The following is a 14,633-nucleotide window of genomic DNA, read 5'->3' as shown; positions in this document are numbered from 1 at the left end:
GGTTTGACTGAAGAACATATCTCACGGGGCCTACAGGCACAGTTTGAACGACACCGCATCGTGTTTTGGTATGATGCCAAGCAGGAGCTGAGAGAGGCGTTTACTGAGGTCGCACTGCCTGATGTGACCAAGATCGAGATCCAGAATGATGAGTTCTCAATCAAGCACCGTGTTTTGCGGCAGGAACCTGAACAGAAGTTCCTGATCTATAAGCATGGGCCCGAACCTGAAAAGCTGACCGATAACTGGCTGTTGGATGTTCAGCTGGCCCATGGCGTGTTCCAGGCAACGCAAACGCAGATGTTGCTGGCTGACCTTGGGCTGGATCTTGGCTTTGCGGATACCCTTGCTGCTCATGAAGAATTCTTCCGCTCGAAGAAGCGGACAGAAGACCTGAAAGCTATCCTGAAACCTGAAGATGACCGCTTGGCTCTCAGGTTCAAAATGCTCCTTATCTGCACAGGATCAGACCAAGACATTGAAGGCGTCATCGGGGCGCTCTTTGAGGAGCGTGCAACCCAACAGGATGAAATCCAACGCCTCCTGAAGCGGTGTAATCTCGAAGAGTTCCTCTGGGACCAGTTGGAACGGCGCTATGGCTATCAGACGGATAAGCCCTCGGTCAGTGATTTTGCCCTCGAACTCTTCAAATCCTGCTTCCTGATGGCACTGGGTGGAACAGCCAAGCTGAACAGCGAAGCTCAGGTTCTCTTCCGCCGTTGGAAGAACGACAAGAATAACTCAGAGACATTCGAGAGCCTTTCCAAGGAGTTCGAAGAGGTCCTCGATATCAAGTCCGCTTTGGCTGATATCGATTTCCGGAAAATCATCGATGTTGACCACTTTGAGCAGATCGACAGGTTCATTTTGCGCTCCATGGCAAACGAGCTTGCCGGACAACATCTCAAGCGTGCCGATGTTGAAAACTGGGTCAGAACCCGCCGCAAGCACCATTGGTATGATACTTACCGCCATGTTTATGAAGCGCTGTTCTATGCGTCAGAATTCTTGAACGAAATCTCGCAAGTTAGCCTTGGCATGGACGGGTTTGATGATGCGATCTCTCGCTACTCGAAGACATGGTTCAAAATCGACCAGCTTTATCGCAAGTTCATCCACCATCTGCGCAAATCCAACCAGCCCACCCTCTTGGGTGACATCGCCGAGGTGATCGAGAACCGTTACGAGAACGACTACCTCCTGAGACTGAACGATGCGTGGCAAACCCATGTTGACCGCACCACCACCTGGAGGAGCGGGGTTGTCCCATCCCAAAAGGATTTCTACAGTCGTTTTGTGAGGCAGTTGCGGGATAAGGACACAAAAGCCGTTGTCGTTATCTCGGATGCCATGCGCTACGAGGTTGGTGAAGAACTGCTGCGCAGGATCCGTGAGCAGGACAGGTTTGATGCACAAATCGAACCCATGCTTTCAAGCTTGCCCAGCTACACTCAGTTAGGCATGGCATCGCTCCTGCCGCATGCACAGCTGGCGATCTCTGATGCGGAGAAGGCGGTTGTCTCCATCAACGGGAACCCCACTGCTGGCTTGGAAAACCGGAAGAAGGTTCTGGCAAGCAATCCGCAGGGCGATAGGACAGTTGCTTGGCAGGCGGTTGATTTCATGGAACTGAGATCCTCAGATGCGAAAGAGATCATCCGAGATCACGACGTTATCTACATCTACCATAATGTAATCGATGCTGTTGGACATAAATCTGATGAAAAGGTGTTCGAGGCTGCAGAAACGGTCTTAGAGGAACTTGTGTCCCTTGTGCGCAAGCTCACCTCGGCAAATGCGAGCCACATTTTTGTGACGGCAGACCACGGGTTCATTTACCAAAACCGTGACCTTCAGGAGAGTGATTATCTGAATGCCAAGCCTGAAGGGGCAGAAATCGCCTTTGAAGACCGCCGTTTCATCTTGGGTCGAGGACTCGTCGAACATTCCAGCTTCAAGAAGTTCACGGCATCAGACCTTGGGCTGGATGGCGATATCGAAGTTCTTATTCCAAAATCGATCAACAGGCTTCGTCGCAAGGGTTCTGGGGCAAAATATGTTCATGGAGGCGCAAGCCTTCAGGAAGTGGTCATTCCCGTTCTGCGCATCAACAAGGGTCGTCAAAACGATACGGCACAGGTGGATGTGACCATCCTGACAGGGGCGACCAAGACCATCACGACAGGTCAGCTCAGCGTGCGCCTCTATCAGGAAGAAGCCATCACTGAAAAGGTTCACCCAAGAAAGCTTCGTCTGGGTCTCTACGCTTTGGATGGCACACTGCTGTCCGACACGCATGAGCTGATGTTTGACATGACCTCAAGCAATCCCCGTGACCGTGAGCAGAAGGCCCAGATCCTTCTGAGTAAGACGGCGGATGCCTACAACAACAAGGAAGTGGTCCTACGGCTTGATGAGCAGCACGCAGGCACGAGCCATTTCAAAGAATACAGAAGCGTTCGTTACACAATTAAGCGGTCGTTCTCGAACGATTTTGACTTTTAAGGGAGCGGGATATGACAGCACTAGATGATAAGATTAACTCCCAGTTCCCTGGACTTGTGGTGCGCAAAGACCTCGTAAAGCAGGTCAAGGGCAACGCCATCGTTCCCACCTACGTGCTTGAATATCTCCTTGGGCAATATTGTGCGACAGATGATGAAGCGTCGATTGAAAGCGGTATCGAGACCGTCAAGGAAATCCTGCGCAAGCATTATGTGCATCGCAATGAAGCCAACAAGATTCAGTCAGACATCAAGGAACGTGGCCGTTACAAGGTTATCGACCGCATCAGTGTGGTCCTGAACGAGAAAACAGATGCCTATGAGGCAGTTTTTGAGAACCTCGGCATCAAGAAGGTCGCCGTCGATAGCGTCACGGTGAAAGAAAATCCGAAGCTTTTGGTAACGGGTATCTGGTGCATTGCTGATGTTCAGTATGAGTTTTCCGAAGACAGCAGGATTTCGCCCTGGATCCTTGAACATCTCAAACCGATCCAGATCGCCAACTATGACTTCGACGCTTTCTTGACTGCACGAGCAGAGTTCACGCTCGATGAGTGGATTGATGTCTTGATGCAGACCATTGGCTTCAACCCAGAAGCCTTCGGTCGGCGTAGCAAACTGCTCCAGTTGATGCGTCTCATTCCCTATGTGGAACGCAACTACAACATCATCGAACTTGGACCCAAAGGTACAGGTAAATCCCACATCTATTCAGAATTCTCCCCCCATGGTCAGCTGATTTCTGGTGGGGAAATCACCGTTGCAAAGCTCTTTGTGAACAACAGTAACGGTCGCATCGGTCTGGTCGGGTTCTGGGATGTGGTGGCCTTCGATGAGTTCGCAGGACGAGACAAGACAGCCAACCGTGCCCTCGTCGATATCATGAAGAACTATATGGCGAACAAGACCTTCTCCCGTGGTGTGCAAACCATGGGCGCAGAGGCCAGTTTCGCTTTCGTGGGCAACACAGACCACAACGTGCCCTACATGCTGAAGAACAGTGACCTCTTCGAGGCACTCCCTGTCCAGTTCCACGATTCAGCCTTCATCGACCGCATTCATGCTTACCTGCCTGGGTGGGAAGTTGATGTCATCCGTGGTGAGATGTTCACGAGCGGCTATGGCTTCATCGTGGACTACCTGGCAGAAATCCTGCGCCATCTGCGGTCAGATGACCTTTCCAACCGCCACCAAGCCTTCTTTTCACTCTCTGACAGCATCTCAACTCGTGACCGGGATGCTATCAATAAAACCATGTCTGGGTTGATGAAGCTTCTCTTCCCTGCTGGTGGAGAAACCCAAGAAGAGGTGGAGGAGCTTCTGAAGCTTGCCATCGAATGCCGGAAGCGGGTGAAGGACCAGCTGAAACGCATTGATGCCACCTATCCCGTTGTCGAGTTCTCTTACATGACAAAAGGCGGGATGAAGACCAGCGTTCAGACCCTTGAAGAGATCCAGTTCCCAGCCTTCTATCACAAGTCGCTCAGTGATGATGAAGATGACGGGGCGGTATTGGAAGAACAGCCCCAAACGGAAACCACTTCTTCACCTTCCGTTCATAACACCGTCAGAGCAGCTCCAAAGGTAAACACCCCAGCAGAGCCAACTCCGAGCGAAGATCACGTTGTGGTTTCTGAAAACCAGAAGGGTATCAGCTTCGACAAACTCTTCGGTAGCTATCTTAGAGGTGCCACGGAGATTAAGCTGACAGACCCCTATCTGCGGGTCTTCCATCAGATGAGGAACCTGATGGAATTCATCGAAACCGTAGTCAAGTTCAAGGCACCGGAAGATGATGTGAACATCCATATCCTGACTTCTCCCGATGACACACGGATGGAGCAGCAAGTTCAGTATCTTGAACAAGTCCAGCAGAGTGCTGAGGCTGCAGGGGTCCGTGTCACATGGGAGTTTGATGGAACCGGAACCATACATGCACGCCACATCATCACGAACACAGGCTGGAAAATCCTACTCGACCGTGGACTGGATATTTTCCAACGCTTCGAGATGAACGATGCCTTCAGTTTGGCAAACCGGATTCAAGAACAGCGTGCCTGTAAGGCATTCGAAGTGACATATGTAAAAGCTGAAAAATAATGGCGAAAAATCAAACTAGAGGCCAAATTGGGTCAGACGGTCAAATACGTTACTACAACCGATCTCAGCACGCTTGGCAGACAAGCTATGAAATCGAGCGAGATCAAAAAGCCCAGAAAATTGTAAACACAATGACAACTGTTGCAGCCGTCATCTTAGGTGGGGGCGGTTTTTTGTGGATGCTTATTATGACTTTTGGTGGATGAGGTAATTTCAGTGAACCAGTTTTCGAACCTAATCAATGAACGCATTGAGGCGATGCGCCGCAAACTGCAGGATACGTCTCGAAGGAACCCGCTCATCAATAATGTGCTGAACGCTAAGTCAGCATCTTTCCTGCGCATCGTTGATGAGAAGCCGCAAAGCATTTTCGATCTTATCGTGGTTAAAGAGCAGAAAATGGTTCTGGCTCCGCTTCCTTCGGTGGATATGGATCCGCCAGATGAAGATACGACGGAGTTCAAAAACGCCTTCTTGAACGCTCAATCGACCGATGAAGCCTACATCAAGGCTATCGAGAAAATTGATTTCGAATATGACGAGAAGGCTCTTGATAAACAGGAAAATGCTGACCGGGCTTTGAAGGATCGTGTGCGTGAATCCTTGGAGATGCCACCCCGCCCAAAGTCAGAGCAGTTCTCTGATCTCATCAACCATGCCAAGTCGCACGGGATTAACCCCTCAAGCACCCTACCCTTACCATCTGCTGTGGCAGGTGATGACCGCCATGATGACAACCAGCTTCAAACCTTACTGCTTCCCAAGACATTTCAATCGAGGCTCTCTCGCATCCTGAGTAAAGCTCGGATGTATCAGGAAGAGCGTGGTCTTGATGTTGTCTACATCGTTCTGGGTTATCTGAAATGGACACTTCCCAACGCCGAGAAGCTTGATGAATTCAAATCACCCATTCTCCTGTTGCCAGTTTCACTGACCAAGCAAAAGTCTTCAGGCGGCGAAACCTATTCTATTACGAAACTTTCAGATCCAATTCTAAACCCTTCATTGGATCATAAATTAACGACTGAAGCCAAACTCGACTTGTCAGGTGTGAAGTCGCTCTTGAGCGCTGATACCCTGGATGTGGAGGAGCTATTTGACGCATTTAAGGAACTGAATCCGAGGAGCATGCAGTGGAACGTTTTGCGAGAAGCTTCCTTCGGTATCTACCCCTTCCAAGGCATTGAACTCTACCACGACCTTGACACTCAGCGAGCGGACTTTTCAGAGTTTCCGATTGTGTCCGAGCTGATGGTCGGTAAGGGCTCAGACCCCAGCCATCGCACATCAGACTTTTCTGAAGAGGACGTTGACTCACACGTGGGTCAAAACCTTGTTCCGCATATCGTTCTTGATGCGGACTCGTCACAGTTCATTTCGCTGCTAAAGGTGGCAAATAACGAAAACGTTGCCCTTGAAGGTCCTCCTGGCTCCGGGAAGAGCCAAACCATCGTAAACGCCATCGCAAATGCGATTTATTCTGGAAAAAAGGTGCTGTTCGTTGCCCAGAAGGTAACAGCACTTGAGGTCGTGCTCTCACGTTTGCAATCGCTTGGGCTTCATCAGTTCGTCCTTCCACTGATGGGTGGGCATGGCAGCACAGACGAATTCTATGAGGCTGTGAAAGAACGGTTAGAGATGCAGTCGTCGTCCTCATCCAGAGACCTCGACAATCTCAAGGCACAGTATGAAAGCGATAGGGACAAACTGTCCGATTACATCGACATTCTGACACGGCCGGTTACCGGAACTGGTATGACCGTTCATCAGGTTCTGGGTGTTGCTGTCGCAAATAGTGAACTTATCAAGAGTTTGCCTTTAGAACTTCAAAGCATCCGAGTTTATCCGGAGCGGCTTGTGAAGGACTTTGGTCCATCAGACATCGAAGCGATGGCTACGCAGGTTGCTGATTGGTGTGGACGGCTGAAAAACAGCAAAATAGCAAGCTCTAGCCCATGGTCAGATGCGCTCGCTGAAACCCTAGATACCAACATGGTAAACACAGCACTCCTAGATGCTGGACGTGCAAATATTGAAATCCAAACGGCGGTGTCCAAACTCAACACCGCCTCTAAAAAACTATACGATGACTGCCTTAAAAACCCTTTAAATGTTATCGAAAATCAAGTTGAAGAGTTAGCCCAAGACGAAGACCTCATCCTGGCTCACGACCTTACAATGGAGCTCGGCCAAGATGAAGCGGGTCGAATTCTGAACGAACTTGTCGAGACCAATCGAAAACTGTCTGATTTGCAGACGCAGCTTGGTCTTCCAACTGATAAGCTCCTGAAGGTTGCTGAAAACAAAGATAAGCTCGTCCCTCTGAAAGATTTTATTACAGAATATAAAATCCAAGATATCAGCCATGGCACGGTCACATCAAAGAAAGACGAGCTACTTAGCCGTAAAACCAGCCTTCAGAAATTACAGTCATTCAAGTCGGACACGCTCACCCCAGTATCTCCACACATTACTACGGAGCAAATCTTAGCCTTTGAGCCTCTCTTGCAATATCGAGAGCAGCTCCAGAAATCAAAATCCTATCTGCGAGAGGTAGGGGTTGAGGGCGCTCGGAGTGAGCTGCGTAAAGCCAAACAACTCATCCGCAATCGAACACAAATCTTTTCGACTAAAGACTTACCGTCAGCGAGCCAGCTGAGCGCACTCCAAACCACCATTCAAAATAGCGGTATATTCTCGTTTTTATCGTCGAACTTTAAAGCGGCCATGCGTGACGCAAGTCGCATCCTTGTGACAGCCAACACAAAACCGACGATTTTAAGCAAACTTGTCGAGGGGCAAGACTTTATCAAGGATTGGACGAGCCTTGAACTCTCTGGTCACATTGAACTCACGGCATCCTCGTCCGCAGACGAAGTCTCATCCCTATTATCTATCTTAGACGAACTTGAAGTCGTTGTGAGCAGGGCTGGAACAACGCTCTATTCAGCACTTCAAATCGTGACACTCGATGACCTGGAATCCATAATTTCGCTGATCAAGGATCTGGAGGCCGGTAATCTCGGCTGGTCCGAAATTGCCTCAGAAGCGTCGTTGATAGATGCAAGAATTAATAGAATTCAGGAGTCACTATCAGCCTTAAATGAAGCTGAACGGTTCTTGGTTGGAATTGGGCAGGTCTCACCTACCAAGTTACCCGTTCTGCTTTCGCAAAGCGCCGATATTTTGCGTCTGGCTGAACAGAAACAAACATGCATCAACACACTCGGTACTGATTTCAAAGACGAGGCATTCGCCAAGCGACTTCTTGAAGCTCATCAAGATTACTCAGAACTGCATGACGATGTTATAGATCTGATCTTTAAAGAAGAGGGGCAACAAGCCCTGGCGGTCATAAAAGACCTCCTTCCTACGCTAGATTCAGCCCAAAGGAGCTTCTCAACGCTCATGGCGGCGAAGAATAAATCTGTTGTCGCAGCATCGATAAGCGTAGCGAAAATCTTGGACACTCTCGACCAACACCGGTCTGACCAACCAGGTTTAAATAGCCTAATCGCTCGACGCTCGGTCTTCGCAGAAGCCGAAAATGCAGGTCTTGCTCATCTTGTCACCAAGATGGAAGAGGCGAAAGTCTCAGAAGATTATAAAGAAATTGCAAAGGCCGCTTTAGCTGCCTCTCTCAAAGACCAGATCCAACATGAGTTCGGTTCAGTCTTGATGCAATTCGATGGCACATCACTCAATGCAGCTCGGTCTCGGATTCAAAAACTAGATCGGAAGATTATCGAAATCTCACGCCATGAGGTTGCCAATAACGCAATTGGAAGAGCCAAACCGCCTTACGGAAACGCCTATGGCAAGAAGTCAGAATGGACTGAGCTTGCTCTGCTGGCGCATGAGCTACAGAAGCAACGTAGAACGCCACCTCGCAAGATATTGAAGCGCTCTCAGAAAGCATTGATGGAACTCTTCCCCTGCTGGATGATGGTTCCATCTGCCGTGGCACAGCATCTCCCTAAGAGCACAGACTTTGATCTGGTAATCATCGACGAAGCCTCGCAGATGACACCGGAGAATTCCATTAGTGCGCTGATGCGTGCAAAGAATGCTTTCATCGCTGGTGACACAAACCAGCTTCCTCCAACAAACTTCTTCAAAGGCTTATCCGTTGACGAAGAAGAAGATGAGGATGTGAGTACAACCGAAGAGTCGATTTTGGAACTGGCGAACATTCAGTTTCACCCCAAGCACCGTTTGCTTTGGCACTACCGTTCAAAGCATGAAGATCTCATCGCCTTCTCCAACCACTATGTCTACGACAACGAGCTGGTTATCTTCCCTTCGCCTACCCCGACCACAAAAGGTCTTGGGATTAGTCTTGTAGAGGTAAATGGAACATTCCAACGAGGCGTGAACCCAGCTGAAGCTCAAGTGATGCTGGACGCAATTGTTCAATTTATGACGGACACTCCAAACCGTTCATTGGGCGTTGCTGTTATGAACCAAAGCCAGATGGAACAGCTTGAAGCCCTGGTTTTGAGGGAAGCGGACTCGAACAAGGCAGTCGCAAAATACCTCGACCACTGGGCAACGGCACGTCAGGGCCTTGAGCGCTTCTTCGTAAAGAACCTCGAAAACGTTCAGGGGGATGAGCGTGATGTGATCTTTGTTGGCACCGTTTACGGTCGTGACCCCTTGGGTAAGTTTTACCAACGCTTTGGTCCCATCAATGGGCCCGCAGGTAAGCGCCGTTTGAACGTGCTCTTCTCACGAGCCAAGGAACAAATCGTTACCTTCTCTTCGATACCACTGGGCGAATTCAATCCATCTCCCACGAATGAGGGTGCAACGCTTCTGAGAAGATGGCTCGAATTCTCCGCCACGAAACGGTTGGGTGAAGTTGCCCATAATCATGACCGTGCAGGCTACACTGATAGCCCATTCGAGGAACACGTCATCGAAGCGGTTAAGTCACTGGGTTATGAGGCTGTCCCACAAGTCGGCGTTTCTTCCTACTTCATCGACATTGGTGTGAAGCATCCAAAATACCCTCTGGGATACATCTGCGGTATCGAATGTGATGGGGCGACATATCACAGCTCAAAGAGTGCCCGTGACCGTGATCGCTTGAGAGAAGAAGTCCTTAACCGTCTTGGATGGGATCTCTACCGTATCTGGTCCACCGACTGGTTCCGTGACCCACTCGGCTGCAGAGAAGTTCTCAAAGGTTACTTGGCGCAACGATTAGAAACCATGGTGAAGTCGATGCCCAAAATTGTTCAGCCCTCCGTGGTTGAACCTAAGCGGGTCATTGCTCCAACACCACAGACGGAACGCAGGTCAGTCACCACCACTGCACCCACACGAGCACCACAACCCAGTGCTGCGCCCGTCAGAACAGAAGTCAGGCGTGACACACCGGTACGACAAGCAGAAGCTCCTGGTGTACGCATCGGGACCAAACTATCAATCCGTTATCTCAATGGTCCTAGAGCAGGCGTTGTCGCTAAGTTCTGGTTCCAGAAGACCACAAATGACCGCAATTTTGAGGTTAACGGATACAAATCTGTGGGAACAGACAGTCCTCTGGGAGAGGCCCTCGAAGGGGCTCAAGTGGATGATATCGTATCCTTCAACATTAGAGACGATGAAATACGTGTCCAAATCATCGATATGCAGCACGCTCAGCATTGATCAGGTGGAAATGCGACATGACACTCAAAATCCGAGATGGTCACATTTACGCTGACAATGGCGAATGGCTAAAGAAAATCGACTGCCCAAAAGCTGCACGACTGGTGGATATGCAAGTTGTGTCCGACGAAACTTTTCAGTGCAGCCTGTGTGATCATGTCATTCATAACACTGATTTTATGTCAGAAAATGATATTGTGGCTCTACTGAAGGGCGATCCCCAAGCATGTCTAAAAATCAGCATTCTAAACCCAATATTTGAGGTTCAAACATGACAGATGGCCTGTATCCAGGCGAAGAATGTCGCCTTAATAACAACTCTAGGCTTCCTGTTGTTAAGACCTGTTACAAGGCCCATGAGCTCAACGAAGCTATCCAAGAAGGCCATAAGGTCTCTGTTCTACAAATCAAAGAAAGCCCGGAACTAAAATTACGGGGTCTATTGCTCCGCAACCGTACATCCGGCGTATATTCTCTTGTTTCAGACCGCACCATGTTTGTTCAGTACTCAAACGTCGTTGAGTATCCAGAAGACGATTGGGAAACGATCCATGAGGTGAACGGATATGCCCGCAACAGACCAGCGTCGGAAGGTTGGGGCGCATATATTTTGCCCTTAGGCATACAACCAGGCGACAGGGTCTACATAGAAGACCTGATAGAAGATATAGTAGCACAAAGTTTCTGGTATTCAGTCGGACCTGCCGTTGATGCTGAGGGCATATGGAACGGCACCACAATTGAAATCGACCACAAAATGTATCGGCGTTTTACGCTCATTGGTTAAGATAGACTCCACTCGCTTCTGCGAAAGAGGCCACATCGGGGCGCAGAAGCGGTAATTCGATTGTTCCATAAGCATGAAGTTTAAGAGTTGACGACTTTACGTCTCTCGAACGAAAGTCTCAGGGTAATACTTACAAGAACACCTCCAAAAACGCCGTTCGATCCCTTTTTGGATTTCATCTCTTTGACAGCTCAAGTTCGAGGCTAAGCACATGAATACTCTTCAATATTTTGGAATGCTCTACGTGGATTGGGCGGAGAGCGGTTACTACGCATACCTCATTGTTTTGGTGGCAGCCCTGATTACTGGACTTGTGCACAAGACTGAATATCGCCTCCCTCGTTCAACTTACTTCTTGAACATCTCTTTGGTGACATTTGGGTCCGGATTGATCCAAGCGATCTGGCTTTTTTCTCTAGAAGCGACTGCGGGAGGTTACGTTTGGATCCTCGCCCTTATCGATTTCTTAAGTTGGGCAGCGGCAGGATATTTCCTGGTCATGTTTGGTAAAGCTCGCTCTAATGATGCCTTTGGTCACTCTCGATACGCCGCTCTTGCCTTCATCCCACTTGCTAACTTTGTTCTTCTGTTCAAAGGACCCAAAGACACTGTCTTTCAGACATCTGGATCAGGTCTAACAGTCGGAGCACCCGCCGTCGTGATAGGTCTCATTGCTTTTGGAATTGGTCGAGGATCTGCTCCAGGGCTCGAACAAGCGGTCCTCCAAAAGGTCAATGAGTTCGCTGGCACCCAAACCGCTACAGATATCGGAAAGGCTTATTTCGAGTTTTACCTAAAAAGAGACGGTCTGGATGGTGGACTACAATACTTGGCATCTTTGGATAGCGTAGGGCCAATTGATGGCGTCACAGATCTCTCCAGTATTACTGCGCAGAATGGCGTTTTAACGTATGACTTCACGATAAACGACAACTCTATCACAGGCCTCAACCCAGAATGGACTTCGAATGTCCAAGCGGGCAATTGCATCACCTATACAGATGCGATCAACGCAGGCGCTACTATCAAGTATTTGTATCACACCCAGAGCCGGGTTCTGGCCGATATTCAATCCCATTCAAGTAGCTGTCGTTGATGCCTTCATCTACTGAAGCCACTCCAGCGACAGAGTAATCCAGACAGGAAACACGCTGTGCGTAATATATTTTTATCAGCTTTACTTATAACGACATTGCCAGTTAGCGCACAGGCTTACTCGTATTCTTGCGGCGGAGCTCAGGCGGATGACACTCATGATTTCATCGAGCTCTATGACTTCAAGAATGAAATGACCGTTCAAGCACTCATCGGTAATGAAGGCCTCGCCTATCAGTCCCGTTTAACTATTGAAATCTGTAACGGCACCGCCAGAAGATCCACAGTATTTATAATACCCGATCTGGAGCTCGTTCCCGAAATCTGCGGTTCGGACTTCCCCGTCATGATCAATAGCTATGTTTCGTTCGATATACAGTCGAGCATTGGTGGTCTCGTTATCGACAGAGAAAATGTCGATGAACTAGCACCAGGCCTTTGGCCATGGGACATCGAGGGGGACCTAATCATCTGGAGCAAATGGGCGGGGCATGGAGATCAATCGCAAATCATCAGCTATCAGCTGTATGGCGATAATCTCATAGCGTCTTTCGGCATTGTAGATAACTGCTCCGACCAGTCCCAAGACTTCAAAGCACGATTTATCGGTAAAGCATTGCCGTAACGGCGATAGAACCGCCAATTTTTGATACCAAAAACACAACTAGCGCAGTAGGAGATTTTCGATGTCACTGCCCGTCAAGATATTCGTTTATGCACTTTGGGCATTCCCAATCATTGATGCGTTCAATTTTGCAATGAGCTTCTCCATGACCCCTCTAGTAAGGGTCATCTTTGGATTTGTGATTGCCTACTACACACTGAACTGGTCGCTCAAACTTGGCGGTGCGTTTTACCTATTTTCCACCATTATGTTTGGTGGGCTGGCCTTGGTAGGTCTGGGCACATGGCTTTACTTTGTTGCTGCTTTCATGGCGGCAGGAGCTTACACGCTTCTCTTCAGTAAGAGCTCGACAGATATGAACACAAAAGCCGCAAAGGCTGAGTTCACATCACGTGAACTCGACTACCAGTATAAAGGATATGAAGTCTACAAATCGCCTAATTTCTATTGGTGCGACAAGGAAAGCTTCAAGAGTACCAAAGAAGTTGAAGCCTACATTGAGGACCTCATTGCGATCAACTCTGAGGGTCGCTCCTAGCGGTTTCGAGGCTCCAAGCGGCCCCTGAGAATAACCTCTGATGGGCCAAGCCACGGATAGTCTTCCCAACTGAACTTGCCATCCAAGAAGGTGAAGACAAACTCGAAGTCATGCAGGCGAATAGTCAGCACATCTTTCTCACGAAACTGATGCGGCTGATCAAATGCCTTGCCACTATTGAGGTCATTTAAAAGATGCTCTCTCAGATAGTGCTCAATCACGAGGGGCTGCTCTGGGCAAATGACCAAACCGACGAGGTCGCAATCGGGATCGATTTGACGCTCTAACGTCCAAATATTGGTTTCATTTTCACCTACCTCTGAGCAGGTGCAGAGCTGAATAAATGTCGTTGGTTCACACATTTCAAATACGCTTTCTGAGATCTAAAATCTGCTATCTGTTTTAATGTCCCAAGCAGATCTTAGACAAACATCACGGATATAAGTAGTTTACTTATCTTCCCTAGCATGGAGCTGAGGATGCACTTCTGTCTCCACCGTCAGATGCGCTGCCTTGCTCTCTACCAACTCTTTAAAACCAGAGATCCACTGCGGTCCCTCAAGTTTTACGGTGGCATACCTCGGCGTGGAAGGATGCAGCATGAACTCTAGCCCGTATCCTACATCTTTGGGATCGATGAACCAAAAATTATTGACCCCAAGTAGGTTCGATATGAGGTCGTGTGCCTCACATGCGGGCTGAAAATACCCAAACCAAACTTCGTATTCCGGTGAGTTTTTCTCGAAAGGAAACCACAAATCCTCTTCACCAAACCAGCCACTATCAATCATTTTCCAGTGTAGCGACTGAGGCATTATTTCATAAGCACCCCTACCCCAAATACTATCAATGACCTCTGGCTTTATGAGGTGCCGAGGCTTGTCAGGCGCATCCGTTTTAATCAGCACCATCCCCTTGTGGCTCTGCTCTAAATGCAGAGTGCGTTTCACATTTACCTTAGGGGTTGGGTCAATCCACCCGTCATAAGCGGGCTCTCCGAAAGCCTCAGTCATAGTTGCCATAGCAACTGGGGCAGCAAGAAAAGAACGTCGTTTCATTGTCAGAACTCCGAAAGCAGAAACGGCAATCCGGATCCAAACAAAACCGACAGACTTCTGGGGTAATACTCATTTTTGCCCATTGGCCACATCCCATTTTGGAAACCACCTTGCCGAGTGAGCAGGTTGGTGCGGGCATTCGCCCGGCTCTTGATGTTAAGGCCCTTAGGTTACGACATTTAGCAGAGCCGTCAACACCAACTCTTGCTCTACTATGACAGCCACAGAACCTCTGCCCTCGGAGCCATCTTCATATCCCTCCAAGTTAGAT

The 14,633-nt window shown here is 48.9% G+C and carries 10 protein-coding genes and 1 riboswitch; of the genes, 8 read left to right on the top strand and 2 right to left on the bottom strand.

Annotation, left to right across the window (positions count from 1 at the left end):
* Nucleotides 1-3 precede the first annotated feature (3 nt).
* The 8 genes from pglZ to BSK21_RS01570 all read left to right on the top strand — a co-directional run bounded on the left by pglZ (nt 4) and on the right by BSK21_RS01570 (nt 13,304).
* Entirely contained in the window at nt 4-2,505 is a 2,502-nt protein-coding gene (pglZ, locus tag BSK21_RS01610; protein WP_067550362.1) for a BREX-1 system phosphatase PglZ type A, read from the top strand.
* A gap of 11 nt (nt 2,506-2,516) precedes the next feature.
* The gene (brxL, locus tag BSK21_RS01605; RefSeq protein WP_067550364.1) at nt 2,517-4,604 is read left to right on the top strand and encodes a BREX system Lon protease-like protein BrxL; all 2,088 of its coding nucleotides are present in this window, start codon (nt 2,517-2,519) and stop codon (nt 4,602-4,604) included.
* A 216-nt stretch (nt 4,605-4,820) separates the two neighbouring features.
* Nucleotides 4,821-10,259, top strand: coding sequence for a DUF4011 domain-containing protein (locus tag BSK21_RS01595; protein ID WP_067550368.1), 5,439 nt, complete (start codon nt 4,821-4,823; stop codon nt 10,257-10,259).
* Between the two features lie 17 nt (nt 10,260-10,276).
* Nucleotides 10,277-10,534: a hypothetical protein gene (locus BSK21_RS01590; protein ID WP_067550370.1), complete on the top strand. Its 258-nt coding sequence runs from the start codon at nt 10,277-10,279 to the stop codon at nt 10,532-10,534.
* Nucleotides 10,531-11,046: a hypothetical protein gene (locus BSK21_RS01585; protein WP_067550372.1), complete on the top strand. Its 516-nt coding sequence runs from the start codon at nt 10,531-10,533 to the stop codon at nt 11,044-11,046. Before BSK21_RS01590 ends, BSK21_RS01585 begins: the two co-directional genes overlap by 4 nt.
* 211 nt (nt 11,047-11,257) lie before the next feature.
* Entirely contained in the window at nt 11,258-12,142 is an 885-nt protein-coding gene (locus BSK21_RS01580) for a hypothetical protein (protein ID WP_067550374.1), read from the top strand.
* A 57-nt stretch (nt 12,143-12,199) separates the two neighbouring features.
* Complete coding sequence (locus tag BSK21_RS01575; RefSeq protein ID WP_067550376.1) at nt 12,200-12,766, top strand: hypothetical protein; 567 nt, start codon at nt 12,200-12,202, stop codon at nt 12,764-12,766.
* Between the two features lie 61 nt (nt 12,767-12,827).
* Nucleotides 12,828-13,304, top strand: a complete 477-nt coding sequence (locus tag BSK21_RS01570) for a hypothetical protein (protein ID WP_067550378.1) — start codon at nt 12,828-12,830, stop codon at nt 13,302-13,304.
* Here the strand turns inward: BSK21_RS01570 and BSK21_RS01565 are convergent.
* A complete protein-coding gene (locus tag BSK21_RS01565; RefSeq protein ID WP_067550380.1) occupies nt 13,301-13,666 on the bottom strand; it encodes a hypothetical protein in 366 nt (121 codons plus the stop codon). The two genes, BSK21_RS01570 and BSK21_RS01565, sit on opposite strands and share 4 nt — an antisense overlap.
* A gap of 87 nt (nt 13,667-13,753) precedes the next feature.
* Entirely contained in the window at nt 13,754-14,362 is a 609-nt protein-coding gene (locus BSK21_RS01560) for a hypothetical protein (protein WP_156529580.1), read from the bottom strand.
* 61 nt (nt 14,363-14,423) lie between these two features.
* Nucleotides 14,424-14,524, bottom strand: a riboswitch (SAM-I-IV-variant riboswitch).
* Between the last annotated feature and the right edge of the window lie 109 nt (nt 14,525-14,633).

It is taken from the genome of Marivivens sp. JLT3646 (genome assembly GCF_001908835.1).
In the GTDB taxonomy this organism is placed as follows: Bacteria; Pseudomonadota; Alphaproteobacteria; order Rhodobacterales; family Rhodobacteraceae; genus Marivivens; species Marivivens geojensis.
This window is presented reverse-complemented; position numbering and strand designations above follow the sequence as displayed.